The following is a 25,085-nucleotide window of genomic DNA, read 5'->3' on the forward strand; positions in this document are numbered from 1 at the left end:
TTTTCACTAAGAGGGAAAAGGGGCCCAATCAGACGTTGAAGCGGAACTCCACCACGTCGCCGTCGGCCATGACATATTCCTTGCCTTCGATCCTGACCTTGCCCCGGGACTTGGCCTCGGCCATTGATCCCGCTTCCATGAGGTCGTCGAAGGAGACCACCTCGGCCTTGATGAAGCCCCGCTGGAAGTCGGTGTGGATCACACCGGCGGCCTGTGGAGCCGTATCGCCACGGTGGATGGTCCAGGCGCGTGCTTCCTTGGGACCGGCGGTGAGGTAGGTCTGCAGGCCCAGGGTGTGGAAACCGACCCGGGCCAGCTGGTCCAGCCCGGATTCGTCCTGGCCGTTCATTTCCAGCATTTCCCGGGCTTCCTCCTCGTCAAGTTCCACGAGGTCGGCCTCAAGCTTGGCGTCAAGGAAGATGCAGTCGGCCGGAGCCACCAGGGCACGCAGTTCCTCCTGTTTCTCCGGGCTGCCGAGAATCCCCTCATCCGCGTTGAAGACATAGATGAAGGGCTTGGCGGTCAGGAGGCTGAGCTCCTTGAGGTGGTTCATCTCCAGCTTGTCGCTCTTGATGGAGGAGAAAATGGTGTCGCCGCGCTCAAGCACCTTCTGGGCGGCGAGAATCGCGTTCAGCTCCGCAGCCTCACGCTTTTTGATCTTCACTTCTTTTTCAATGCGCGGGATGGCTTTTTCAATGGTTTGCAGGTCCGCGAGGATCAGCTCGGTGTTGATGGTCTCCATGTCCGAGCGGGGATCAACCTTGCCGTCGACATGGATCACGTCGGGATCGTCGAAGACGCGCACCACCTGCGCGATCGCTTCCGCCTCCCGGATGTTGGCCAGGAACTGGTTTCCGAGGCCTTCGCCTTCGCTGGCGCCCTTGACGATGCCGGCGATGTCCACGAAGGAAACCGCGGCGGGCAGCAGGCGCTGGGAGTTGAAGAGCTCGCCAAGCTGCTTGAGCCGGGGATCCGGCAGGCTGACAACTCCAACGTTGGGCTCAATGGTAGCGAACGGGTAGTTCGCTGCCAGCACCTGGTTGCGGGTCAGTGCGTTAAAGAGAGTTGATTTGCCGACGTTGGGCAGTCCGACGATGCCAATAGTAAGAGCCACGAGCATTGATTCTACCCGCAGCAGGCGTTAAGGCCGTCCGGGGCCCGGCCGAGATGTCGCTTCGGGAAAATGTCACAGCCCCATGCGACAGTGGGCAGATGGATGCTTTCGCGCTGATACTGGCTCTGTTCATGCTGTTACTGGGGGCCCTCGCGGGCGCCGCAGCGGCCTACTTTGTGCTGCGGAAAAACAGCCGCGCCCTGGAAGAGGACTTCGACGCCGTCTCGTCCCGGCTTTCCGAGGTGAGCGCGCAGTTCGCCGCGGCCGACGCCGAACGCCGGCTGTTGGCTGCACAGAACCGGGAGCTGGGCGAATCACGGTCCCAGGACGGCAGCGTGCTGCGCGCGCTGGCGCCCGTGGCCGAGAAACTGACGGCGGTGCAGCAGCAGGTGGCGCTCCTGGAGCGTGACCGGCTGGAACAGTACGGCCAGCTCGCCCAGCAGCTGCAGGAGGCACGGCTCTCGGATGAACAGCTGATCCGGTCCACGCACGCCCTGGAGTCTGCCCTGCGGTCCAACAGTGCGCGCGGCCAGTGGGGGGAAGTCCAGTTGCGGCGCGTGGTGGAGGCCTCAGGAATGCTGCGGCACGTTGACTTCGTCGAGCAGGTCCACAGCTCCGGCGGAGAGTCGGCGGTCCGCCCTGACCTGGTGGTCCAGTTGCCCGGCGAAAAGCAACTGGTGGTGGATGCCAAGGTCCCCTTGTCGGCCTACCTCGAAGCCCAGGAGCTTGGCGCGTCCATGGAATCGCGGACAGTGCAGGCCGGACCGGTCCCCGGCGCAAACCGCCGCTCCCAGCAGGCGCTCCTGGCTGCCCACGCCAAAGCCCTGCGGGCGCACGTGGACTCACTCAGCAACAAGAAGTACTGGGATATCCCCGGCAACTCCCCCGAGCTGGTGATCTGCTTCATCCCGGCCGAGTCGATCCTGGCCGCAGCACTCATGGCCGACGCCGAGCTCCTCGACCATGCACTGTCCCGGAACGTGGTTCTGGCGTCCCCCAGCACGCTGCTGGCTGTACTGAAATCCGTTGCGTTCACCTGGCGCCAGGACGTCCTGACGGACAGCGCCCGGGAACTGTTCGACCTCGCAAGGCAGTTGTACGACCGGATGGGAACCCTGGGCGAAAACGTCACCAAGTTGGGGTCCTCCCTGAAGACGTCCGTGGACCGCTACAACTCCATGGTGGGCACCCTGGAAGCGCGTGTCCTCCCCACTGCCCGGAAGCTGAATACGCTGGAGGAATCCGGCCTGGTTACTCCTCCGGTTGTGGAGGTCACACCGCGCGCTTTGGCCGCCCCCGAGCTCCAAAGCGAGGACGAGGCTGCCTGAAGGGGCCCGCCCGAATAGATCCTTCCCGGAAAAGGAGCAAAGAAACAAAAGTGCCTGGCAGCTTCCAGCTGCCAGGCACTTTCCAGTTGTCGTCAGCTGCGCGGGCGGCGTCCGCCAAGGGCACGGCTGACATCGCCGGCCTGCTTCAGGGTTGCCCGCAGCTCCTTGGGCAAGGAGAAAAGGAGATCCTCTTCGGCCGTGACTACTTCCTCCACCGTGCCGTAACCGTAATCGGCCAACAGGCGCAGGACGTCTTGCACCAGCACCTCGGGCACGGAGGCCCCGGACGTCACGCCAACAGTTGCGACGCCTTCAAACCAGGCTTCGTCCACTTCGTTGGCAAAGTCCACACGGTACGACGCCTTCGCCCCGTACTCGAGCGCCACCTCCACCAGCCTCACGGAGTTTGAGGAGTTGGCCGAACCAACGACGATGACAAGGTCGGCCTGCGGGGAAATCTTCTTGATGGCCACCTGGCGGTTGGTGGTGGCGTAGCAGATGTCGTCGCTGGGCGGGTCCTGGAGGGTGGGGAACCGATCCTTCAACAAACGCACCGTTTCCATGGTCTCGTCAACGCTGAGGGTGGTTTGGGAAAGCCAGATGACCTTTTCCGGATCCCGCACCGTCACCTTGTCCACTTCGTGGGGGCCATTGATGATCTGGATGTGTTCGGGAGCTTCTCCCGCGGTACCCTCAACTTCCTCGTGGCCATCGTGGCCGATCAGCAGAATGTCGAAGTCGTCCTTGGCGAACCGCACGGCTTCCTTGTGGACCTTGGTTACCAGAGGACAGGTGGCATCAATGGTCCGCAGGCCCCGGTCCTCCGCGGACTGAACCACAGCCGGCGATACCCCATGGGCAGAAAAAATCACCAAAGCACCTTCGGGCACCTCGTCCGTTTCATCAACGAAGATGGCACCCTTTTCCTCCAGGGAGCTGACCACGTGGACGTTGTGCACGATCTGCTTGCGGACGTACACCGGCGGGCCGTAGTGCTCCAGCGCCTTTTCGACGGCGATGACAGCACGGTCAACTCCGGCACAGTACCCGCGAGGGGCGGCAAGCAACACCTTTTTGGTCCCGGTTACCGGGGCTGCAGCAGCTACTTCCTCAGGAGAGCGGCGCCTACGGGGAATTGTGGGCATCGAAAGAGAAACAGCTGAGGGGGTCATTGCTTAATTCTACCGGGTTGCAAGGGCCGGTTTTCGCGGTATGAGGCCGGCCACAGTCCCCACCAGCAGCAATGCGCCGCCGGTAAGGGCGGCCGCCCAGATCCACGACTGGAAGTGGCCCGACGAAACGGCGACGAACTCGTTCCTGAACATGTTGGCCACCTCGTTCCCGCTGTCGGTTGCCAGCGCCGCAGCGGATCCCACCTGCGCGCCCACTCCCCACAAAACCGCCAGCAGCAAAGCACCTGCTCCCGCACCTACAAGCACTGTCCAGCGGCGCCGGGCGGCAACAAGGGCCAGGAGCAGCGCTACCGCCGATCCCCCTGCAAGCAGGTAGCCCGCGGGCGCGTACGTGCTCAGGCGCTCGATCCACGCTTTCTGCTCGGGCTGGCCCACGTTGATCAACGTCTGCCCGGGCGGATCCAGGGGAAGCCTGGTTGCACGGGAGATTTCCCCGGCACCCAACGCCACCAGAGGAGCGACGTCGAGGGTCAAGGACGAGGAAGCAGCCGACGCTTCCGTGCTGCTGCCAGCCACAGTGCCTGCGAAACTGAGCCGGTGGCTTTTCCGCAGTGTTTCTTCCCAGGCAGCGGGATAGCCGGGGAGGCTGGTCAGGGACGCCGCGGCGTTCTCCAGTACCGGCCGGACCAGGCCTGAGAGGAAATTCGGGACCGAGCTGGTGTCGATTGTTCCGATTGCAGCCGCCGCCAGTCCTTGCTGGAACTCAGGATTCCTTCCCAGCGGCGCGGCCAGTTCCACGAAGCCCTGCTCCTGGACGATGCTGCGGTCCAGCCAGATGGCCGGAACTGCCACGGCAGCGAGCACGACGGCCAGCACGGTGGCAGCAGCGGAAACAAAAGTGCGCACAGCAGATCCTTCAGGTCGATGGCGGTCAACCCATCCTAGGCGGGCATTCCTGCCGGCCACCGTCAGCCCCGCGTGCTACTGCTTATGGATAAGGTTGAATGACCGCCGCTCAACAGACGAAGGACCCCATGCCCGCAACTCCAGCCCCGCAAGGGAGTTCGCATGTCTGAACAGGCCTCACTTCCGCTCCCGGACCAGCAGCTGACCGCGCCCACTACCCTGCCTGCGACGGCGGCAGAAACCACGCCGGACAACCCCTGGCCCTTGCAGCTCCTCTCCCAGAAGCTGAAAGCCCACATCGACCGCACGCCCTCGGCATGGGTTGAAGGCCAGGTCATCGAACTGAACCGGCGCAGCACCAACGCCTACCTCACACTGAGGGACGTTGACGCGGAAGTTTCGCTGCCGGCCTCAGTGTGGACCAAAGTGCTGGAGCGCCAGAACCTGCCGCTGGAACGCGGTTCCCGGGTGGTTGCCCTGCTGAAGCCAGAGTTCTGGATCAAGACGGGCCGGCTGAACATGCTGGTCCGGGATATCAGGCCGGTGGGTCTGGGTGATCTCCTTGCCAGGATCGAGCGCCTCCGCCAGGCCCTCTCCGCCGAGGGGCTTTTTGCGGACTCCCGCAAGAAGGCTCTGCCCCTACTGCCCCACCGCATTGGCCTCATCACCGGACGCGACTCCGATGCCAAAAAGGACATCCTCCGCAACGCCGCCCTGCGATGGCCCGCCGTCGAGTTCGAAATCCGCGAAGTGGCCGTCCAGGGCAACACTGCCGTGTCCCAGATTGTCCGGGCCCTGCGGGAGTTGGATTCCCGCACCGAGGTGGACGTCATTGTCATCGCCCGCGGGGGCGGTGCGCTGGAAGACTTGCTGCCCTTCAACAGCGAGGAACTGGTTCGCGCTGTGGCAGCCGCTGCCACGCCGGTGGTCAGTGCCATCGGCCACGAGGCGGACAGGCCGCTGCTCGACGACGTCGCTGATCTTCGTGCCTCCACCCCTACGGACGCGGCCAAGAGGATCGTGCCCGAAGTGTCGGAGGAACTGGCGGGCGTGCGCCAGGCACGGGAGCAGCTGCGCCGGTGCCTGGAGCGCCTCGTGGACCGGGAATCGGACCGCTTGGCATCCCTTCATTCAAGGCCGGTCATGGCTGCGCCTGAGGGCCTGGTGACCACGCGCGCGGAAGAAATTGAGCGGCTGCTCCGAAGGTCTTCCGCGGCGGTGAGCTCCACAGTGGTCCGTGCAGCTGACCAGCTCGGGCACCTGAAAGCACAGGTACGTGCGCTGTCGCCGCAGAAGACCCTCGACAGGGGGTACGCCGTCGTCGAACTCACAGGCGCACTGGCAGCAGGCCGCGGCACCTCCGGGCATGCGGTGGTGCGCCGCCCGGCCGAGGCACCGGCGGGCACGCTGCTCTCGGTCAGGGTTGCAGAAGGACGCTTCGGCGCCACCTCCACCGGCCCACCTTCATCAGACTTAGCCCCGCACAAGCCGGGCACGCACCAAGGAGAACCCAATGACTGAACAAGAGCCAGGAAACGACGTCGCTGCGCTGAGCTATGAAGAAGCACGGGAGCAGCTCGTAGCGGTGGTGGGCAGGCTGGAGGCGGGCGGGGCCAGCCTCGAGGAATCGCTGGCGCTGTGGGAACGGGGCGAGGCGCTGGCTTCGCGCTGCGAGGAATGGCTGGAGGGAGCGAGGAAGCGGCTGGCCGCTGCCCGCGACCAGCCGCTGTAGGTCATCAGTGCCGGGTATAAGCGGAGTCAGGACCGGGCGACGTTTTCCCGTTCCACGGCGACATCAAAGTCCGCCTTGGGCCACTCAAGGTTCAGTTCGGACAGCGCCCCCAGCAGCAATTGCTGCACGGCGATCCGGGCGTACCACTTCTTGTTGGCAGGCACTACGTGCCACGGCGCCTCAGGGGTGCTGGTTTCTTCGATGGCTACCTGGTAGGCCTTCATGTAGTCATCCCAAAAGGCCCGCTCCTCGAGGTCACCGCGGCTGTACTTCCAGTGCTTCGCCGGGTCATCAAGCCTGGCCAAAAGCCTTTTTTTCTGTTCTTCCCCGCTGATGTAGAGCATGACCTTGATCACTTTGGTCCCCGAGCCCGTCAGCCGGGCCTCGAATTCGTTGATGGCTCCATAGCGCCGCTTGAGTTCGTCGGGGCTTGCCCAGCCGTGGACCCGGTGGATGAGCACGTCCTCGTAATGTGAGCGGTCAAAAACACCCACCATTCCTGCTGCCGGCACTTCCTTCTCGATGCGCCACAGGAAGTCGTACGATTTCTCCTCCTCCGTAGGCGCCTTGAAGGCCTTGAACTGGACACCCTGCGGATTCATGGCCGCCATGACGTGATTGACGATTCCACCCTTGCCGGCGGTATCCATGGCCTGCAGGATCAGCAGGATCCGCTTATTACCGCCAAAGCGGGACTCGGCAAAAAGCTTCTCCTGCAGTTCGCCCAGGTCATCGTCAAGTTCCGCAAGCAGCACCTGCCCGTCCTGCTTGCGGCCGGTGTAGCCGGGAGTGGAGTCGGGATCCACGCTTTCCAGCGAAAACCCCTCCCCTGCCCGGAGGGTTTCGGAGGGATGCTGTTCGAACTGAACGATGCCGGCCATGAGGGGTCCTTTCCGCGAAGGTACAGGGGGCCCGTGGCACCCGTGACCACAGGCTAGTTCCCCTGGTACCTGCTTAGGAAGTCCCCCATCCGGCCAACGGCTTCTTCGATGTCCTTCACGTTGGGCAGCGTGACCATGCGGAAGTGGTCTGGGCGTACCCAGTTGAAGGCGCGGCCGTGGGACACCAGGATCTTTTGCTCGCGCAGGAGGTCGAGGACGAACTTTTCGTCATCCCTGATGTGGTAAACCTCCGGGTCGAGCCGGGGAAAGAGGTAGAGGGCACCCCTGGCCTGCTGGGTACTCACGCCGGGTATGGCGTTCAGCAGCTCATAGGCTTTGTTGCGCTGTTCCAGCAGACGGCCGCCGGGCAGGATCAGGTCGTTGATGCTTTGGTAACCGCCGAGCGCCGTTTGGATGGCGTGCTGGGCCGGAACGTTGGCGCAGAGCCGCATGTTCGCCAGCAGGCTGATGCCCTCAAGGTAGTCCGCGGCATCCTTTTTGGGGCCGGAAATGGCCATCCACCCGGCCCGGTAGCCGCAAACGCGGTAGGCCTTGGACAGTCCGCTGAAGGTGAGGCAGAGAACGTGGTCGCCCGTAAGCTTCGCCAGGTTTACATGGACGGCGTCCTCGTACAGGATCTTTTCGTAAATTTCGTCGGCGAAAATCACCAGCCCGTGCTTCTCCGCCAACGCCACAATTTTCTTCAGCGTCTCTTCGGGGTAGACGGCACCGGTGGGGTTGTTCGGGTTGATCACCACGATGCCCTTGGTCCGGGGCGTGATCTTGGCTTCCATGTCCTCGAGGTCGGGCTGCCAGCCGGATTCCTCGTCGCAGAGATAGTGGACCGGTTTTCCACTCGCGAGCGCCACGGACGCGGTCCACAGCGGGTAGTCGGGCGTGGGGATCAGTACCTCGTCCCCGTCATCGAGCAGGGCCATCAGGGACATGGTGATGAGCTCGCTGACGCCGTTGCCCAGGTAGATATCGTCGACATGGATGTTCTGGATGCCGCGGGTCTGGTAGTACTGCGAGACGGCGGTGCGGGCGGAGAAGATTCCCCGGGAATCGCTGTATCCCTGGGCGTGAGGCAGGTGGCGGATCATGTCCACCAGGATGGCGTCCGGCGCTTCGAAGCCGAACGGCGCCGGGTTGCCGATGTTCAGCTTGAGGATCCGGTGACCCTCCGCCTCCATCTGCTGGGCGGCCTGAAGAATCGGTCCACGGATGTCGTAAAGGACGTTGTTGAGCTTCGTGGACTGCTTGTATTCTGCCATCCATCAAATATGCCACAGGAGGGATGGCTTCCACTGAGACGTCAACCACACGCCTTGCCGCGCCGCGCACGCCCGCTGGCCAAATACAACGACGGCGGCTGCCGGACAGGGAGTCCGGAGACCCGCGAAGTCCCGCAGCCGCCGTCGTTGCGGCAAAGCAGTTAAGTTCGCTCCTACTTCACGATGCCCTTGTCCTTGAGCCAGGCATCAGCCGCTTCCTTGGCGCCCTGTTTTTGGCTGCCGCTGACTGCACGGTTGAGGTTAGTGAGGTCCTCGGTGGTGAGGGTCCTCGACACCGAATTGAGCGCTTCCTTCGCCTTGTCCGTCATCTTGGCTTCGTTGTAGAGCGGGATGACCTGCTGGGCGATGAAGTTGTTCTTTGGATCCTCCAGGACCACGAGGTCGTTGTCGGCGATGGACGGGGTGGTGGTGTAGATGTCCGCCACCTGCACCTGGTCTTCAAGCAGCGCCTTGAGCGTCACGGGGCCACCGCCGTCGCTGAAGGGCTCCAGCTTTTTGGGCTCACAGTTGTAGTTGCTCTTCAGGCCCGGCAGCCCGTAGGCGCGCTCTGCGAAGGTGGCCGGTGCCCCAACCACGATCTCGCTGCAGACCTTGGCCAGGTCCTCGATGGATTTAAGCTGGTACTTTTCCGCGGTTGCCTTGGTGACCACCATGGCGTCCTTGTTCTCGGCCTTGGCAGCTTCCAGCACAGCAAGGCCGCCCGGCAGCTTGTCCGGCAGGGCCTTGGCGACCTCGTCCGCCGAAACCTCCTTGGCTTCCTTGTCCACATGCAGCAGCAGGTTCCCTGTGTAGTCCGGGATGACGTCCACTGACCCGTCCTGTACCGCCTTGAAATAGACCTCGCGGGAGCCGATATTCGGCTTGGTGCTGGCCGTGACGCCGGCGGCGTTCAGCGCCCCTGCGTAGAGTTCGGCGATGATCTGGCTCTCGGGGAAGTCCGCCGAGCCAATCACCAGCGAGGTGGCTCCCCCGGAGGCCGTGCCGGTGGTGGCCGGGGCCTGGCTGAGCGGATCGGACGATCCGCCGCAGGCGGACAGCGCCAATGCCAGGCCAACGCCAGCGGCCATCCCGCCGAATGCCCGCCTGCCAAAGGCTTGTGGTCGGCTTTCTTTCATGACTTACCTCCTTGTGCCACAGACTCCGCGACAACGGGGTCTCTGAGATCGACCGCAGCCTGCTGGCTGCGGTGGGACTGCTTCGAGGCCCCTGATGTCAGGAACAGCCTCTGGATTAGGGCCAGGACAAGATCGACGCCGATGGCCAGCACGGCGATCAGCAGCGATCCTCCCAGCATCTGCGGGAAGTCGCTGAGGACGAGTCCGTCAAACAGGTACCGTCCCAGGCCGCCCAGATTGATGTAGGCCACCACGGAGACGGTGGCGATCACCTGCAGCACACCGGTCCGGAAGCCGCCGAACATCACTGTGAGGGCATTGGGCAGCTCGGCACGGAACAGGACCTGCAGTTCGGTCATTCCCATGGCGCGGGCGGCGTCCACCACGTTGCGGTCCACACTGGCTATTCCTGCATAGGTTCCGGCCAGGAGTGGCGGCACGGTGAGGATCACGAGTGCCCAGATGGGCGGCATCAGTCCGATTCCGGCGAGCAGGACAAAAAGCGTCAGCAGGCCGAGGGTGGGAAGGGCCCGCAGGGCACCGGCAAGCGCCACGATGGCCACCCTGCCCCTGCCTGTATGGCCCACGTAGAGGCCCACAGGGACGGCAATGGCAGCCGCAATGAGCATTACCAGGCCCGTGTATTGCAGGTGCTCGGCCAGCCGCGCCGGAATGCCGGCGCTCCCGGTCCAGTGCAGCGGATCGGCGAGCCAGGCAAAGGTATCCGTGAAGACGTTGCTCATGCGTTTCCGCCTCCGGTTTTCGGTTCCGAAAGACGGCGTGCCCCGGCAACCGCTTCTCCCGCGCTGCCGGCTGCCGGTTGCGCTTTGCGGCCCTTCCCGGCCCGTTCCCAGGGGGTCAGCAGCCGTTCAAGGAGGACCAGGATGGCGTCCATCAGCAGCGCGAGGACCAGGATGGCAACAATGCCCACCACAATTTCAGTCACGAAACCGCGCTGCAGCCCCGAGGTGAAGAGCATCCCCAGATTTCCGATGCCCAGCAGGGCGGCCACGCTGACCAGCGAAATATTGCTGACGGAAACCACCCTGAGGCCGGCGAAGAGGACCGGCAGGGACAGCGGAAGGTCCACGTGCAGGAACCGCGCAAACGGCTTGTACCCCATGGCGACGGCGGCCTGGCTGACATCCTTATCCACCGAGTCGAAGGCGTCCAGCGCAGCCCGGACCAGCAGGGCCACGGCGTAGATTGTCAGGGCCACCACCACGTTGAGCGGATCAAGGATCCTGGTTCCCAGGACGGTGGGCAGGATGATGAACAATGCCAGCGAGGGAATCGTGTAAAGCAGCGACGACGCCGTGAGCACCACCGAGCGGAGCACGGGGTGCTGCCGCGCCAGCTGCGCCAGCGGAATCGAAATCACCAGCCCCAGGACCATGGGCACCAGGGCCAGCACCATGTGCTGCCCCGCCCGCTCCAGGACCATGCCGCTGTTGGCAAGGAACCACTCCATCAGAGCGCAGCCTGCCGGACCTGGCGCGCTTCTTCGATGAGGGCCAGGACTTCACCGCCCCTGACGACGCCGAGAACCCGGCCGTCGGCATCCACAGCTACACCCAGTCCTGCCGGTGAGGACAACGCGGCATCAAGGGCCCGGCGCAGGCTCTCCCCCGGACGGAACAGTGATCCGCCGGGGATGAGGGCGTTGCCGTTCCCGGGGCCGGCCCAGCCAAGCGGACGCCCGTCAGGATCCACCACAAGCTGCCACCCGGCGGCCGAGGAACCAGTGTCGAAGCTGCCATTGGCGCCCCGGACCAGGGTTGGCACCGGGTGGACACTCACGCCGTCGGACGGGGTGAACCCCAGGTGGCGGAAGCCGCGGTCCCGCCCCACGAAGGAGGCCACGAAGTCATTTGCCGGCGCCCGCAGGATCTCTTCCGGAGTGGCGTACTGCGCAAGCTTCCCGCCGGTGGCAAAGACGGCCACCTTGTCGCCCAGTGTTGTGGCTTCGTCGATGTCGTGGGTGACAAAGACGATGGTTTTGGCGAGGTCCTTCTGAAGCCGCAGGAGTTCCTGCTGAAGTTCATCGCGGACCACCGGATCCACGGCGCTGAAGGGTTCATCCATCAGGAGGACAGGAGGATCGGCGGCAAGCGCCCGGGCCACGCCCACGCGCTGCTGCTGGCCGCCGGAGAGCTGTGAAGGGTAGCGCTTGCCCAGGGAGGGGGCAAGGCCAACGACGTCAAGCAGTTCCTCGGCACGTTTCCTTGCGGCGGACTTGGCCACGCCGTTGAGCCTTGGCACCGTGGCAATGTTGTCCAGCACCGAGCGGTGCGGCAAGAGTCCGGAGGACTGCATCACATATCCCATGGAACGCCGCAGCTCCGGCGCCGGGACCGACGTGACATCCTTGCCCCCCACGGTGATGACACCGGACGTAGGCTCCACCATGCGGTTGATCATGCGCAGCGAGGTGGTTTTGCCGCAGCCGGAGGGCCCAACAAAGACGGTGATGGAACCCGGGCTGATGGACATGGTGAGCTCGTCCACGGCCGGTTGCCCGCCCTGGTACTGCTTGGTGACGCTCTGAAACTCGATCATGGCCTGGTCCATGGTGTGGACTTACCTGTTCTGTTGGGCGGCTTCGGAAAGCAACGCAATTTGTCACAGCACGCTGATAGTTACGGTAACCCAAACCGGACGCTGCAACACCTCCAGCGCACCCGAATCCGGGCAAAGGAATCCCTACTGTAACCATTCGGGGCCGGTCATCTGCCGGATGGGTGCTTGGCCCGGAGCTGGGTGAACGGGACATACCGCGGAGCAGCCGCCCGGCCTAAAGTGGGGAGGTGACCAACTTGGAAGTTTCTCCGCAGCAGGAAGTCTGTCCGCCGGCGCAGCCCGAAGGAAGCTCCGGCCCGTGCCTGCAGCTGTGGCCCGAGCGTGAAGTACCGCTGGGCGGAGTTCGGGCGATGAATGTCCAGCGGACGCTGCCCCAGCGCGGGCTTCCCACTATCGGTGCCTGGTGCTTCCTGGACAGTTTCGGCCCCGACAGGACTGCCATGTCCGTTCTTCCGCACCCGCACATCGGGCTGCAGACGGTAACCTGGCCGATGGCCGGGACCATCAGGCACCGGGACAGCGTGGGCAGTGACGTGGTGGTGCGGCCGGGCGAACTGAACATCATGACGGCGGGGCACGGCGTCTCCCATTCTGAATTTGCCGTTCTTCCGCCGGAGGGCGGGCTGCCGCTGCAGCGCGGCCTGCAACTGTGGGTAGCGCTTCCGGACGGGCAACGGCACCGGCAGCCTGCTTTTGAACAGCACCGCGACCTGCCCAAACTCGAGGGCGACGGCTTCAGCGCCACCGTCATGGTGGGCGAACTCGGCGGCGTTGCCTCCCCGGCCACCATGTACTCGCCGATTGTGGGAGCGGACGTCTCGTGCGGGGGGAGGGCGGCGCTCCCCCTCAATGAGCACTTCGAGCACGGCATCCTGGTGCTCGACGGCGGGCTGACGCTGGACGGGCAGGAAGTTCCGCCGGGACCGCTGGGCTACCTCGGTACCGGCCGGCGGGAACTGAAGATCGAGGCGCTGCCAGATACCCGTTTCCTCCTGATTGGCGGCGAGCCGTTCCAGGAGGAGCTGCTGATGTGGTGGAACTTCGTGGGGCGCACGCATGATGAAGTGGAGCAGGCCCGTAATGAGTGGGAAGCCCAGGCTGCCCTGCCCGACCGGGAGATGGCCGCAGCCCGTTATGGCCTGGTCCACGGCCACGGTCCCGACGAGGGCCCGGAGGCCGGCCGCATTCCCGCTCCTCCGCTGCCTGCCGTGAGGCTCACGCCACGGAAAAGGGCCGTGCCTTAGGGACGTTCCGTGCGGTTCAGGCCTGTTCTGCCAGCAGCTGCAGGACACCGAACACCGGGTCCTGGTCCAGGACCCGGATATCCGTCACGCCGGCTTCCGCCAGATGCCGCCGGAATGCCTCCTGCAGGGGCACCACGTTCATGCCCAGGCCGCTGCCCAGGATTACCGGGCCGGAAATCCCCAGCTGCTGCAACACCTGCACCGCCAGCGCAGCCAGGTCCTTGCCTGACTGCTCCAGCAGTTCCTGGCTTGCGGCATGGCCGGCAGCCGCGGCGTCCACCACGTGCCTCGCCTGCTGCGCCCAGAACCGGCGGCCGGTGTCCGGGGAGTGGAACAGCGCAATCAGCTTGTTGGGATGGTCCACGCCGCAGGACTGCAGGAGGGCGGCGGTGAGCTGGTCAACCGGAAGGCCCTGGTTCATCCGCCGCAGGCTGTGGCGCACGGCTTCGCGGCCCAGCCAGTAGCCGCTGCCCTCATCGCCCAGAAGGTAACCCCAGCCGCCTGCCCGGGCCTCGCCGCCGTCGGCATTTTTCCCCCAGGCCGCCGAGCCGGTTCCCGCGATCACAGCAACACCGGTGCTGGCGTGGCCGGCGGCGAGCAGCAGGCGCGAATCATGCACCACAGTAATCTGCGCCCCCGGGACGTGCGGTTCAATCAGCGCTGCGAGGGCCGCGGCGTCTTCCTCCGTATCAATGCCGCCGGACCCGGCGTACACGTGGGACACACCCCCGCCGCCGATCAGCCCGAAAAGACCCGCAAGGTTGCCGGCTGCCTCTTCACGGGTGACGTTCTGGACGTTTGAACTGCCAACGGATTCATCCAGGACCGGAACGCCGTTCTCGAAGCGGATTCCGCGCGTCTTGGTTCCGCCGATATCGAGGCCGATGATCACACCGTGCGGTGCGCCGGGCGGAGGTGAGAGCGGGTCGGCAGGCCGTGAGGCGGGGTTTTCGATGTTCGTCACGTCACAAGGGTACTGGGCACATGGACGGCGGAGGTCCGCGCTCTGTCCCTCCGGCTCGGGCCGGAGGGGCTGCCGCTACACCAGACCGGACAGGAGTTCGGGCCCCTCCGTGAGGACCAGCCCCCGGAACAAGCGGACAGCGGCCGGTTCCGCCTCCGCTTTTCGCTGCCGCCAGCTCAGGCCCACGTCGCGGAAGGCCAGTTCAGAGTCCAGGGGCACCTCCACCCAGCCAAGGTTGCCCGTTTCCGCCCTTACGTTACGGCCGGGAGCGTCACCTCCGGGTGGCAGGATGCTGACGCCCAGTCCGGCGGAGACGAGGCCCCGGACGGTGTGCGAGTCCTGGCTTTCGAAGGCAATGCGGGGCCGGTACCCGGCCTCCCGGAACAAGGCATCAGTCAGCGAGCGCATGCCGTAGCCCGGACCGAGCGCCACAAAGGGGTCGGCGCGGATGTCTGCGACAGAGGCAACCGGGCGTCCCGCAAGCGGGTGGGTGTGGTGGACGACCAGGCGCAGGGGCTCCCGGTACAGCAGGGCGGACAAGAGGTTCCGTCCTGCCGCAGCAACCGGTGCCGTCAGGGCAAGGTCGGCCTCGCCGGCTGCCAGTTCCGCCAGGCAGGAGTCACGTGCTCCCTGGCTGAGGGTGAAGACGGCGCCGGGGTGTCGGCTGCGGAAAGCGCTGATAAGGAGCGGGAGGGTGGATTCACCAAAGGTGTGCTGGAAAGAGACGGAGATCCTGCCGCGGACAACATCGGACTCGTTGCGGACCACGTCCAGCCCGGCCCGGAACTCGCCCAGCGCCCGCTCAATGTAGGGCAGCAGGGACCGGGCCGCTGGGGTGAGGCGCACTCCCCTGCCGTCCCTGATCAGCAGTTCGGTACCGACGACGGCGCTGGCCCGTGCCAGTGCCCGGCTCACTGTGGACTGGGGCACCCCGAGGAGTTCGGCCGTCTCGGTGACATGCTCGGTCCGGCCAAGTTCGGCCAGCAGCGGCAGGAGCGGCAGGAGCTGTACCAGCTGTTTATGGTCGGGCCCCAAGGCTCCTCCTGCTCCGGACCCAAACGGGCCATCGTTCCAAATTTGATATGAGTTTGGCATAAAAGATGCGTTGGAGGCACGCCTCCAGCCGTTCTACGCTTGCGGAATGCCCCATAGCCGTCCGAACCCAGGCCGACCGACCTCCCCGGCCAGGTGGGAGGGTCATGCCAAAGGCTCGACGGCGTACGGCCGGATCATCGCGGGCCTTGCCTTCGCCGGGGTGGCAACTTTCGCCCAGCTGTATTCCACCCAGGCCGTCCTGCCGATCCTCGCAGCGGACCTGGAAATCACTGCCGCAGAGGCCGCGCTTACCATCTCCCTTGCAACCGTGGGGCTGGCGGTAACAGTGATCCCCTGGTCCTTCCTGGCGGACCGGATCGGCAGGGTCAAGGCCATGACGTGGGGAATCTCCGTGGCTACCGTGCTCGGACTGCTGGTTCCCCTGTCACCCAACTTCACCGTGCTCTTGAGCCTGCGGCTCCTCGAAGGGATGGCCCTCGGCGGCATCCCCGCCATAGCCATCGCCTACCTCAACGAGGAGGTCACGAAGGCCCACGCCGCCGTAGCTGCGGGAAGTTATGTTGCAGGCACCACGCTTGGCGGCCTGGCCGGCCGGCTGGTGGCCGGACCCGCAGGGGAGTTATGGGGGTGGCGTGCCGCCGCCCTTGCTGTCTCCGTCCTGGCGACGCTTGCTGCAGTTGCCTTCCTGCTGCTGGTGCCGCAGGCCCGGGGGTTCACTGCCTCCCGGGCTGCCGGCTTTCGCGGGGCTGCGCGGACCCTCGGCGGGCACCTGCGCAACATCCGGCTGGCCGCACTTTATGTCCAGGCTTTCCTGATGATGGGCGGCTTCGTGGCTGTGTACAACTACCTGGGGTTCCGGCTCTCGGGTGAGCCTTTCGGCCTGCCAACCACCATCATCAGCTTTATCTTCCTGGCCTACCTTTCCGGGACCGTCACCTCCCGCTGGGCAGCAGGGCTCACTATGCGCTTTGGGCGCCGCAATGTGCTGCTCGCCGGTCTTGCCCTCTCGACGGCGGGCCTCGCCCTCACGCTGGCGCCGTCGCTGGGACTGATCCTCGCGGGGCTCGTGGTCTTCACCGGTGGCTTCTTTGCCGCCCACAGCATCGGCGCGGGCTGGACGGGCGCCATCGCCAGCACCGGACGGGCACAGGCGGCCTCGCTGTACAACCTTGCCTACTATCTGGGGTCGAGTTTTATCGGCTGGGCCGGGGGCCTGCTCTTCCAGTCCCATGGCTGGAACGCCCTGGCGGCCACTGTCATGATCCTCGCGTGCCTCACAGCGGTGACTGTCGCCGTCGTCCATCCGCGCGCCCAGGCCGTTGTCCAGCCCGGGCAAGCCGGGGGCTCAGCCTGAATGCGGCCGCCTGCGTCTAGGATGAACGCAGGAACTTTTAGAGGAGCTGCCGTGAGCACGAATGCCAGGAACGTCAGGCCGGGAGTGCACCTGGAGCCTCTTGATGCCATCGACGAACGGCTCCTTGCTGCGCTGGTGGAGGATGCGAGGATCTCCAACAAGCAGCTTGCCGAACTGGTGGGCATTGCTCCGTCCACAGCGCTGATGCGTACCCGTGCACTGACGGAGCGGGGCATCGTCCAGGGGTTCGAGGCAAAGCTCAATTTGTCCTCCATTGGCAGGTCGGTGCAGGCCCTCGTAGCGGTCCGGCTGCGTGCGCATGACCGGGACCAGATCGACCGTTTTACCGCACGCGTCCCGCATCTGCCGGCAGTCCTGTCCACCTTCCATACCTCCGGCTCAGTGGATTACCTGCTGCACATCGCCGTCGCCACCACCGAGGACCTGCGGGACTGGGTGCTTGATAACCTCGCCACCGATCCGGTGGTGGGCCACACCGAGACCACGCTGGTGTTCGAACACATCCAGGGCAACCACGGGCCGCTCCCGGAGTAGCAGGGATCCGGCGGCTAGTTCCGGGCGCGTACTGCCTGGCCGAGCGTGACGGCAGCCATGACGAGCGCTGCCGAGCCGCACAGCACTACGAATCCGGTGACGGAAGCCGCCAGGCCGAACACGCCCGAGGCCCAGCCGAGCCCCAGGACCGGGACGGCGCTGCCCAGGTAGGTGATGACGTACACCGTGCTGATGGTCTGGGCCTGGCGGGCGGGCTCTACCCGGGCGGCCACGTCGTTGAAGACGGTGCGGAAGGCGGGGCCCTGTCCGGCGCCGGCGGCAAGGCTCGCCGCCACCAGCAGCGCGGGGCTGTTCCAGGCGCCCGCCCCGCCGAGCAGGAGAACCGAGACGCCCAGGACGGCAAGCCCGCCTGGAACAACGTAGCGGCCCCGCAGGGTCACCAGCTGGGTCAGCGCTGACGCCGCGAGAGTCAGGCCGGCCAGCACGCCGATCAGCGGGCGGCTCTCCACCGCCAGGATTTGGGCAAAGTAGCCGGGGGCCAGCGAGAGGCAGAAGCCGAACACCGCGAAGCTCAGGAAGCCGACGGCGGCCGCAAGCCAGAATGCGCCCCTCGCCTCCCGCGTGACGGAAGGCCGCCGCGGCGCGAGCAGGTGCAGCGGTCTGGGGCCTGCCGGCGGCTGGATGGCAGGCCGTGCCCGGAGGAGGTACAGCGGGAACAGCAGGGCGGCCAGAACTGCGGCGTGGACGTAGTACGGTGCCGACGTGGCCCCGGGCAGCAGGGACAGGAGCCCGCCGATGACCGGACCGGCAGCCACTCCCCCCGCAGAGGCCAGCAGCGTGAAGCGGGATGCCCACTCCGGGCGGGAGGGCAGCAGTTCACGCAGGGCAGCGGCGCTGGCGCCGGTGGCGAGGGCAACGGCGATACCCTGCAGCGCCCTGCCGGCGCACAGCCCTGCCAGGTTCTGTGCCTCTGCAAAGAGCCAGCCGCCGGCCAGGCCGGCAATAACGGCAAGGATGAGGGCAGCCCGGCGCCCGATGTGGTCCGACCAGTGCCCCGCCAGCATCAGCGTGGCCACCAGGGCCACAACATAACTCGTGAAGGCAGCAGTGACGTCGAGCGGCGACAGAGCAAGTTCCGCCTGCAGCAGCGGGTACAGGGGCGTGGCCAGGTTGGCGCCCACCAGGAGGGTGAAAATGACGGCACCGGCGAGCATCAGCCGGGCAGTGACCGACGCATCCCACCCTGCCGTTGTGGCTGGAACCGGACGCATGCGTAGTTCGCTGAAAACCGTCATTGTGCCGCCTTTGCTGCTGCCGCAGCAGGTGGTCCTTGTGGGAGCCCGCCGCGGGTGAACACCTGATGGCTCTACAATGCAGCATCCCTGCGCTTCCGATCGAAAAGTGATGCCAGAATTGAGCAGAATCATCAAGTATCCGGTGCCGCAGTGATGGAGAGTGACCATTTGAACAGTTTGGACCCCACGGACCTCCGGATTCTCCTGGAGCTCATCCGGGACCCCAGGATCCAGATAGGTGAGCTCAGCGATGCGCTCGGGGTTGCCCGGAACACAGCGCAATCGCGCGTACGCCGGCTGCTCCGCGCCGGGGTCCTGCGGACCGGGGGCCGCGAGGTGGATCTTGAGGCGGTGGGCTACGACGTGGTGGCGTTCGTGACCATCGAAGTTTCGCACCGCGGGCTGGATGGAGTGGTGGGGGCACTCCGGCTGATTCCGCAGGTTCTGGAAGTGCACGAGATCTCCGGCCGGGGCGACGTCTGGTGCCGGGTAGTGGCCACGGATACCCACAACCTCCAGGCGGCCCTGCGGCAGGTCCTGAAGATCAAGGGCGTCATCCGTACCGAAACCGTGCTGGCACTGCACACGCACATCCCCTACCGGACCGAGCCACTGATCAGTGGCCTTACCAAAGCCGCGGGCACCAAAGCCACCGGTGCCGGGCAACACAGCCCTGCAAAACCCCCGAGGGCCGGCGGGCCAGGGGCGGACAGCTAGGATTTTCAGAATGGATTGGCTCTCAAACGTTTCGCAGATCAACTGGCCCGCCGTACTGCCAGCGTTCATCGCCACGCTGGCCATGATCGCCTCCGGAGCAATCATCGGGGCGGGGTCCTGATGCCGGGCATCCCAACGGCGGAGAACAGCCGGCCATGACCATCATCGATAACGCCGTTTACGTGGACGGCATACGCCACGCTGAGCCCGAGAACCTGGAGCAGACCTTCGAGACCCTCGCGCACCACGGCGGGATGGCCTGGATCGGCCTCTACCGCCCCACCGCCGAGGAAATGGCGGCGGTGGCTGCTGAGTTCGGACTGCATGCGCTGGCTGTGGAAGACGCCATCTCCGCCCACCAGCGTCCCAAGCTCGAGCGCTACGAAGACAATTTGTTCACTGTGCTTCGGCCTGCCCGTTACCTGGATGCGACGGAGACGGTGGAGTTCGGTGAACTCCATATCTTCACGGGTAAGAACTTTGTCGTAACAGTGCGGCATGCTGAAACAGCCGGCGTGGCGCGGGTCAGGCAGCGGCTGGAAAGCAGGCCGGACCTCCTGCGGCACGGGCCGGAGGCCGTTCTCTACGCCCTGCTGGACCGGGTAGTGGATGACTACGGGCCGGTGGTGGCCGGGCTTGAAAATGACATCGACGAGATTGAAGACCAGCTGTTCAGCGGCGACACCACCGTATCGCGCCGCATCTACGAACTCGCCCGCGAGGTGATCCAGTTCCAGCGGGCTATCCACCCCCTGCCGGACATGCTGCACCAGCTCGAGCGGGGGTTCGAAAAGTACGGCGTGGAAAGCAACCTCCGGCATAGCCTGCGCGACGTGGAGGACCACGTGGAGCGGGTGATCTCCAGGGCGGACTCCTTCCGTGACCTGCTGCAGAACGCCCTGACCCTGGACGGCACCCTCACCGCCAACCGTCAGAACGAGGCAAGCGCCGAACAGAACGAACAGGTCAAGAAGATCTCGTCCTGGGCGGCGATCTTCTTCGCTCCGTCCTTTGTGGCCGGCGTCTACGGCATGAACTTCGACCACATGCCCGAACTTCACTGGCAACTGGGCTACCCAATGGCAATCGGCCTGATGGCAGCGACGGCCGCCGTAATGTACGCCATCTTCAAGAAGAAGGGCTGGCTGTAGGGGAAGGCAGCAGGGCACGCGCCCGGCGGAGACTTTGTGGAGCTAAGGGGATTCGAACCCCTGACCTCTTCGATGCGAACGAAGCGCTCTACCAACTGAGCTATAACCCCGGGAACCAGCCGCTTTTCTTCAGGTGCGGCACCGGTGAACCTAGGCTACAAATTTTCCCGGCCCAACGCCAACCGGCGCCCCTGCGGCAACGGGCGTGGAACCAGATGGTCAGGCGCGGCGGCGCTGCAGGACGTCGTCGAGATTGCTGAGCGCGCTCTGGGCCTTACTGACCTGCTGGGCGTCCGGGACGGCGACGGCAGGAGCGGCTGCGGAGCCCTGCTTCAGGGAGGGCTTCCCTGTGGCCTTCGGCGCCTCCGGCAACTCAAGCGGCTCGGGTGCGGGCCGTTCAGCCTTGGCGGCCTCGACGTAAACCGGCTTGGGTACCTCCACGGGCTCCCAGGTGCTGGCCGGCGCAGCCTGCACTGCACTGGTGTCACCGGCAGCCACGGCAACGGCAAGGGCCGCCTCACGGAGTTCCACAGCTGTCAGGGGCTTCGCCTTGGGCTTGTCTGCCTCAGCGTCGAACAGCGGACTTTCGGTGCGTACCGGCGCAGCTTCCGGCTTCGGCGGGACGTGTGCTGCAGCCGGCACCGGGGCAGGTGCGCTCATGGCGGAGCGGAAAGCCGCGTCCACTTTGGCCTTGCGGTCCCGGACAGCGAGCCAGCGAAGAAGGGCCACGGACGCCGCGGCCAGGGCCGTGCAGGCGAGAGGAAGAGCTGGAGCACCAAGTCCGAACGCCAGCAGTACCGCAGAAATGAACGCGGTCAGCAGGGAAACCAGTCCTGTCAGGGCAAGAGCGGTGCGGCCGTATCGGATGCGGAACTGGCGCGTTGGCGCAGCTGTGGCTGCGGGCGTCGCGGATCCGGTGCTCTTCCTGGTGTCCATGGCTTTCTCCTGCTGGGCGGCGACCTTCAGAACCAGCCCGGCTCGCGGGTCCGGTACTTCATCGGCGGGGGCATCTGCCAGGAAGTCGCCGGCGGCCTGGAACTGGTGCCGGCGGTTCTGGAGGACGTAGGGGGCAACCCATACAATCCAGAGCACAACGGCAACCACAAGGATCACTGAGCTGCTAAGGGGGAAGTCCACACTCAAAACCGTATGAGCATCATGTCGGCTGCAGCCGCATTGGCCGCGGTGTGTCGTGGAGCGGCCGACAAATCATTGGATTTATGACGGCCTGGAGGCAAGCCAGCGGTGCAGCAGTCCCTCCGGAACTTCCTCTGAGGTCAAGGCAAAAGACCGGTGGTCCGCCCACTGGCCGTTGATGTGCAGATAGCGCGGCCGGTAACCCTCATCCCGGAAACCAAGCTTCTCAACTACCCGCAGACTGGGTCCGTTCTCCGGCCGGATGTTGATTTCCATTCGGTGCAGCCCCAGGGCGCGGAAGCAGTGGTCGGTCACCAGAGCCACGGAAGTGGGCGCTATCCCCCGCCCCGCCCGCGACTGGTCCACCCAGTACCCGAGTGTCGCCATCATGGCCGATCCCCAGACTATTGAGGAAACAGTCAACTGACCCACGATCGCAGGGTTCCTGCTGGCGGGACCCCTCTCCGTGATGACAAAGGGAAGGGCCGTCGACTGGGCCGCCTGCGAGTTCAGCGAACGGACCATTTGCCGGTAATCAGGGAGGCCTCCAGCCGGGTCCGGGTTGGAAGCTTCCCACGGCGCCAGCCATTCACTGTTCCGGGCCCGGACTTCCGTCCACTCCTTTTTGTCGCGGTACCTGATGGGCCTCAGGACCAGGTCGCCGCACTCCAGGGTCACGGGCCAGATGGGGCCGGGCCGCACGGTGCTACTTGGACAGGCCGGCGGTGAAGCCCGGCAGCCACTCCCGCAGGCCCGGACCGAGGTCTTCGCTGTCGATGGCGAGCTGGACGCAGGCCTTGAGGTAGCTCAGCTTGTCGCCCGTATCATAGCGGCGTCCCCGGAAGACAACGCCGTAGACGCCTTGCCCCTCGCCGTCGCCGGACGCGAGCTCCTGCAGGGCATCAGTGAGCTGGATTTCGCCGCCACGGCCAGGTCCGGTGCGTTCGAGGACGTCAAAGACGGCGGGGTGCAGCACGTAGCGGCCAATGACTGCAAGGTTGGAAGGGGCTTCCTCGGCGGAGGGTTTCTCCACGAGGCGGTTGACGCGGACAAAGCCCTCGCCGTCGATCTCTGCAATATCGGCACAGCCATAGGCGCTGATCTGGGACGGGTCCACCTCGATGAGCGCGACGACGGACCCTCCCGTTTTCGCCTGCACCTCGATCATGGTGCTGAGGAGTTCGTCGCGGGCGTCGATGAGGTCGTCGCCCAGCAGGACGGCGAAGGCTTCGTTGCCCACGTGCTGCCTTGCACGCAGCACGGCATGGCCCAGGCCGTTCGGGTCGCCCTGGCGGACGTAGTGGATGTCGCCCAGGTTGCTGGCGGCCTGGATGGACGCCAGCTTCGCGGTGTCGCCCTTGTCCTCCAGGGTGGATTCCAGCGCCGGCACCCTGTCAAAGTGGTCTTCCAGGGCCCGCTTGTTCCGCCCGGTAATCATCAGGACATCGTTCAGGCCCACGTTCACGGCTTCCTCAACGACGTACTGGATGGCAGGCTTGTCCACGACCGGAAGCATTTCCTTGGGCATGGCCTTGGTGGCAGGCAGGAACCTGGTGCCGAGTCCGGCAGCGGGGATAACGGCTTTGCGAACTCTCGGGTTACTGGTAGTCACCCGACTAATCTAACGTCAGCGTCAAGCATTCAGTAATCATTGAACGGCCGGGGGCAGCCCCTGCGGCACAGACCTACCGCCGAACGGCGACCGATGGAGGAGTACAGCGTGCTTGAGGATGCGAAGGCAACCAAGACCAGGATCCGTACCGCACACCGTCTGCGGCGGGCAGCCTTGACCCCGCAGCAATTGGAAGCCGCAGGGACAGGAATCGCCCGCCATGGCGTGGATTGGGCCGCCTCCCTGGCCGGTGGAGCTCCTGCCACGTTCTGCGTTTACTTTGGGGTCGGCGTCGAACCGCCCACCCTTCCGTTGATCGACGCACTCCACAACAACGGCCACCGGGTCCTGCTCCCGGTGTGCGAACCCGGGCGGGAACTGGCGTGGGTCTTCTGGAACCCGGACGCCGGTTTTGAGCAGAGCCGGTACGCGCCCATCCTGGAACCGATCGGCGACCGGCATGGACCCGATGTGGCAGGAACCGCCGCCGCACTTTTCATCCCGGCCACCGCCGTCGACCTTGCCGGCAACCGGGTCGGGCAAGGCGGGGGGTACTACGACAAGTTTCTGGGGCATCTGGCAACAGCGGGGAAGGATATTCCGCTCGCGGCGGTTATCTATGACGAAGAACTGCTCCCCGTCGGTGAAATTCCGGAGGAGGAGTTCGACCGCCCCGTCCCTGCCGTCCTGGCACCTTCCGGGTTCCGGCAGCTCAACGGGCACCACTAGGTCCCGCGGCGCGGTGTTGCGGAGATGATAGAATTAGCACTCAGGCCCTGCGACTGCTAACGGTACGACCGCGCAGCACGGGACCTCTCGTTTGCCCAAGAGGAGGAGCACCAGTGCCAACGTATGCGTACGCCTGCAAGGATTGCGGCCATGCCTTCGATATCGTCCAGTCGTTTTCGGACAGCACGCTGACCTCGTGCCCCGAATGCCAGGGGACGCTGCGCAAGAAGTTCAACAGCGTGGGTGTTGTGTTCAAGGGCTCCGGCTTCTACCGCACTGATTCCCGGGACTCGAAGGGAAGCACGGTCTCGCCTGCCCCGGCGGCTGCAACGCCCGCTCCCGCTGCGGCGCCTGCCGCGTCCGCTCCGGCGGCCGCAGCCAGCTAAGCAAGGCCATTGGACGCCGGCCGGTCCGGCTTGTCCACATAGCGCGCCGCGCTCCTGGTGCGGTCATTCCCGCAGCCATAGCGTAGGCGCATGCCTCTTAACCTTCTTGGCCCCGGCCGCGCTGCTTCACGCCATCCGCGCACCCCTCGGCGTCCTGTCAGCTCCGGCCGCAGATCGGTCGCGGCCTGGTTCGGCAGGTGGCTGAGCCGGAACCGGCGGCTTGCTGCGGCGTTGCTGCTGTGTGGAGCGGCTTCCATCACCGTCGACCAGCTCACCCCCGCGCCCGTCCACACTGTCACTGCCCTGGCCGCTGCCAGGGATCTCCCCGCCGGTTCAACAATGGCACCGGCAGATCTAGCAAGGGTTCAGGTGCCGCCGGCCATGATGGCCGCAGGTTTCCTGGACAACGAGAGCGGGTTGGCCGGTAAGCAGCTGGCGGCTCCGCTGCGCAAAGGACAGCTGCTGACGGACGCCCAGCTGCTGGGTCCCGGGCTTTTGGCAGGCACGCCGCCGGGCTCAGCAGCAGTTCCGCTGCGCATGGCTGATCCGTCGTCCATCCAGCTCGTCTCGCCGGGCCAGCTGGTGAACGTGGTGCTGACGGCGGGCAACGGCTTCGACCAGCAGGCACCGTCCGAAGTCCTGGCTACGGCTGTGCCGGTTTTGTGGACCTCCGGCAAGGGCGGCGGGAGCGGGCAGTGGCTGGGCACGGCGGAGACGGACGGGCTCATCGTGGTGGCCGCCAGCGGCGAGCAAGCTGCACGGCTGGCCGGCGCTTCCACCCAGGGCAAGCTGTTTTTCGTCCTCGTTGGGCCCTAGACACCGCGGAAGCGTGGCCGGCCC

General features: G+C 65.5%; 26 protein-coding genes and 1 tRNA gene. 11 read left to right on the top strand and 16 right to left on the bottom strand.

Annotated elements, in window-relative coordinates; all coding sequences use genetic code 11:
• Positions 1 to 28: 28 nt before the first annotated feature.
• The gene (gene ychF, locus AC5RTE_RS13310) at positions 29 to 1,114 is read right to left on the bottom strand and encodes a redox-regulated ATPase YchF (protein ID WP_494041877.1); all 1,086 of its coding nucleotides are present in this window, start codon (positions 1,112 to 1,114) and stop codon (positions 29 to 31) included.
• Between the two features lie 98 nt (positions 1,115 to 1,212).
• Here ychF and AC5RTE_RS13315 point away from each other — a divergent pair, with 98 nt between their 5' ends.
• Complete coding sequence (locus tag AC5RTE_RS13315; RefSeq protein ID WP_494041878.1) at positions 1,213 to 2,442, top strand: DNA recombination protein RmuC; 1,230 nt, start codon at positions 1,213 to 1,215, stop codon at positions 2,440 to 2,442.
• A 92-nt stretch (positions 2,443 to 2,534) separates the two neighbouring features.
• Here AC5RTE_RS13315 and AC5RTE_RS13320 read toward each other — a convergent pair whose 3' ends face one another.
• Together AC5RTE_RS13320 and AC5RTE_RS13325 are read right to left on the bottom strand one after the other, a co-directional pair.
• Positions 2,535 to 3,614 (bottom strand): 4-hydroxy-3-methylbut-2-enyl diphosphate reductase, encoded by a 1,080-nt coding sequence (locus AC5RTE_RS13320; protein WP_494041879.1) that lies wholly within the window; start codon positions 3,612 to 3,614, stop codon positions 2,535 to 2,537.
• Between the two features lie 9 nt (positions 3,615 to 3,623).
• The gene (locus AC5RTE_RS13325) at positions 3,624 to 4,481 is read right to left on the bottom strand and encodes a hypothetical protein (protein ID WP_494041880.1); all 858 of its coding nucleotides are present in this window, start codon (positions 4,479 to 4,481) and stop codon (positions 3,624 to 3,626) included.
• Positions 4,482 to 4,643: 162 nt separating this feature from the next.
• Between AC5RTE_RS13325 and xseA the strand changes: the two genes are divergently transcribed.
• Positions 4,644 to 6,002: an exodeoxyribonuclease VII large subunit gene (gene xseA / locus AC5RTE_RS13330; protein ID WP_494041881.1), complete on the top strand. Its 1,359-nt coding sequence runs from the start codon at positions 4,644 to 4,646 to the stop codon at positions 6,000 to 6,002.
• The gene (locus AC5RTE_RS13335) at positions 5,995 to 6,213 is read left to right on the top strand and encodes an exodeoxyribonuclease VII small subunit (RefSeq protein ID WP_494041882.1); all 219 of its coding nucleotides are present in this window, start codon (positions 5,995 to 5,997) and stop codon (positions 6,211 to 6,213) included. Before xseA ends, AC5RTE_RS13335 begins: the two co-directional genes overlap by 8 nt.
• Positions 6,214 to 6,239: 26 nt before the next feature.
• Here AC5RTE_RS13335 and AC5RTE_RS13340 read toward each other — a convergent pair whose 3' ends face one another.
• The 6 genes from AC5RTE_RS13340 to AC5RTE_RS13365 form a co-directional block, all read right to left on the bottom strand.
• Positions 6,240 to 7,094 (bottom strand): polyphosphate kinase 2 family protein, encoded by an 855-nt coding sequence (locus AC5RTE_RS13340; RefSeq protein ID WP_494041883.1) that lies wholly within the window; start codon positions 7,092 to 7,094, stop codon positions 6,240 to 6,242.
• A 53-nt stretch (positions 7,095 to 7,147) separates the two neighbouring features.
• Positions 7,148 to 8,368 (bottom strand): pyridoxal phosphate-dependent aminotransferase, encoded by a 1,221-nt coding sequence (locus AC5RTE_RS13345; protein ID WP_494041884.1) that lies wholly within the window; start codon positions 8,366 to 8,368, stop codon positions 7,148 to 7,150.
• Positions 8,369 to 8,541: 173 nt separating this feature from the next.
• Positions 8,542 to 9,504 carry an ABC transporter substrate-binding protein gene (locus tag AC5RTE_RS13350; protein WP_494041885.1) on the bottom strand — a complete coding sequence of 321 codons (963 nt, stop codon included), beginning with the start codon at positions 9,502 to 9,504 and terminating at the stop codon, positions 8,542 to 8,544.
• A complete protein-coding gene (locus AC5RTE_RS13355; protein WP_494041886.1) occupies positions 9,501 to 10,247 on the bottom strand; it encodes an ABC transporter permease in 747 nt (248 codons plus the stop codon). The genes AC5RTE_RS13350 and AC5RTE_RS13355 overlap by 4 nt, the downstream gene beginning before the upstream one ends.
• Positions 10,244 to 10,975 carry an ABC transporter permease gene (locus AC5RTE_RS13360; protein ID WP_494041887.1) on the bottom strand — a complete coding sequence of 244 codons (732 nt, stop codon included), beginning with the start codon at positions 10,973 to 10,975 and terminating at the stop codon, positions 10,244 to 10,246. Before AC5RTE_RS13360 ends, AC5RTE_RS13355 begins: the two co-directional genes overlap by 4 nt.
• The gene (locus AC5RTE_RS13365; RefSeq protein ID WP_494041888.1) at positions 10,975 to 12,075 is read right to left on the bottom strand and encodes an ABC transporter ATP-binding protein; all 1,101 of its coding nucleotides are present in this window, start codon (positions 12,073 to 12,075) and stop codon (positions 10,975 to 10,977) included. Before AC5RTE_RS13365 ends, AC5RTE_RS13360 begins: the two co-directional genes overlap by 1 nt.
• A 236-nt stretch (positions 12,076 to 12,311) precedes the next feature.
• On the opposite strand from AC5RTE_RS13365, the gene AC5RTE_RS13370 reads away from it, so the two are divergent.
• A complete protein-coding gene (locus AC5RTE_RS13370) occupies positions 12,312 to 13,328 on the top strand; it encodes a pirin family protein (RefSeq protein ID WP_494041889.1) in 1,017 nt (338 codons plus the stop codon).
• Between the two features lie 16 nt (positions 13,329 to 13,344).
• Here the strand turns inward: AC5RTE_RS13370 and AC5RTE_RS13375 are convergent, their stop codons facing one another.
• A complete protein-coding gene (locus AC5RTE_RS13375) occupies positions 13,345 to 14,283 on the bottom strand; it encodes an N-acetylglucosamine kinase (RefSeq protein WP_494042028.1) in 939 nt (312 codons plus the stop codon).
• An 84-nt stretch (positions 14,284 to 14,367) separates the two neighbouring features.
• A complete protein-coding gene (locus AC5RTE_RS13380) occupies positions 14,368 to 15,327 on the bottom strand; it encodes a LysR family transcriptional regulator (protein WP_494041890.1) in 960 nt (319 codons plus the stop codon).
• Positions 15,328 to 15,433: 106 nt separating this feature from the next.
• On the opposite strand from AC5RTE_RS13380, the gene AC5RTE_RS13385 reads away from it, so the two are divergent.
• Complete coding sequence (locus AC5RTE_RS13385; RefSeq protein WP_494041891.1) at positions 15,434 to 16,702, top strand: MFS transporter; 1,269 nt, start codon at positions 15,434 to 15,436, stop codon at positions 16,700 to 16,702.
• A 51-nt stretch (positions 16,703 to 16,753) separates the two neighbouring features.
• On the top strand, positions 16,754 to 17,257 hold the full coding sequence (locus tag AC5RTE_RS13390) for an Lrp/AsnC family transcriptional regulator (protein WP_307094416.1): 504 nt from the start codon (positions 16,754 to 16,756) through the stop codon (positions 17,255 to 17,257).
• A 14-nt stretch (positions 17,258 to 17,271) separates the two neighbouring features.
• Here AC5RTE_RS13390 and AC5RTE_RS13395 read toward each other — a convergent pair whose 3' ends face one another.
• On the bottom strand, positions 17,272 to 18,513 hold the full coding sequence (locus AC5RTE_RS13395) for an MFS transporter (RefSeq protein WP_494041892.1): 1,242 nt from the start codon (positions 18,511 to 18,513) through the stop codon (positions 17,272 to 17,274).
• Positions 18,514 to 18,681: 168 nt separating this feature from the next.
• Between AC5RTE_RS13395 and AC5RTE_RS13400 the strand changes: the two genes are divergently transcribed.
• Both AC5RTE_RS13400 and corA read left to right on the top strand, forming a co-directional pair.
• Positions 18,682 to 19,230 (top strand): Lrp/AsnC family transcriptional regulator, encoded by a 549-nt coding sequence (locus AC5RTE_RS13400; RefSeq protein WP_494041893.1) that lies wholly within the window; start codon positions 18,682 to 18,684, stop codon positions 19,228 to 19,230.
• A gap of 155 nt (positions 19,231 to 19,385) precedes the next feature.
• A complete protein-coding gene (gene corA, locus AC5RTE_RS13405) occupies positions 19,386 to 20,381 on the top strand; it encodes a magnesium/cobalt transporter CorA (RefSeq protein WP_494041894.1) in 996 nt (331 codons plus the stop codon).
• A gap of 37 nt (positions 20,382 to 20,418) precedes the next feature.
• On the opposite strand, the gene AC5RTE_RS13410 is transcribed toward corA, so the two are convergent.
• From AC5RTE_RS13410 to galU, 4 genes are all read right to left on the bottom strand, one after another.
• Positions 20,419 to 20,491 (bottom strand) — tRNA-Ala (locus AC5RTE_RS13410).
• A 109-nt stretch (positions 20,492 to 20,600) separates the two neighbouring features.
• Entirely contained in the window at positions 20,601 to 21,518 is a 918-nt protein-coding gene (locus AC5RTE_RS13415) for a hypothetical protein (RefSeq protein WP_494041895.1), read from the bottom strand.
• Positions 21,519 to 21,599: 81 nt separating this feature from the next.
• Positions 21,600 to 22,220, bottom strand: a complete 621-nt coding sequence (locus AC5RTE_RS13420; RefSeq protein WP_494041896.1) for a GNAT family N-acetyltransferase — start codon at positions 22,218 to 22,220, stop codon at positions 21,600 to 21,602.
• A 4-nt stretch (positions 22,221 to 22,224) separates the two neighbouring features.
• On the bottom strand, positions 22,225 to 23,130 hold the full coding sequence (galU, locus tag AC5RTE_RS13425; RefSeq protein WP_494041897.1) for a UTP--glucose-1-phosphate uridylyltransferase GalU: 906 nt from the start codon (positions 23,128 to 23,130) through the stop codon (positions 22,225 to 22,227).
• 108 nt (positions 23,131 to 23,238) lie between these two features.
• On the opposite strand from galU, the gene AC5RTE_RS13430 reads away from it, so the two are divergent.
• From AC5RTE_RS13430 to cpaB, 3 genes are all read left to right on the top strand, one after another.
• Positions 23,239 to 23,859: a 5-formyltetrahydrofolate cyclo-ligase gene (locus AC5RTE_RS13430; protein ID WP_494041898.1), complete on the top strand. Its 621-nt coding sequence runs from the start codon at positions 23,239 to 23,241 to the stop codon at positions 23,857 to 23,859.
• 113 nt (positions 23,860 to 23,972) lie between these two features.
• Positions 23,973 to 24,245, top strand: coding sequence for an FmdB family zinc ribbon protein (locus AC5RTE_RS13435; RefSeq protein ID WP_494041899.1), 273 nt, complete (start codon positions 23,973 to 23,975; stop codon positions 24,243 to 24,245).
• 90 nt (positions 24,246 to 24,335) lie between these two features.
• Positions 24,336 to 25,061: a Flp pilus assembly protein CpaB gene (gene cpaB / locus AC5RTE_RS13440; protein WP_494041900.1), complete on the top strand. Its 726-nt coding sequence runs from the start codon at positions 24,336 to 24,338 to the stop codon at positions 25,059 to 25,061.
• The last annotated feature ends 24 nt before the right edge of the window (positions 25,062 to 25,085 follow it).

It is taken from the genome of Arthrobacter sp. K41 (assembly GCF_059089645.1).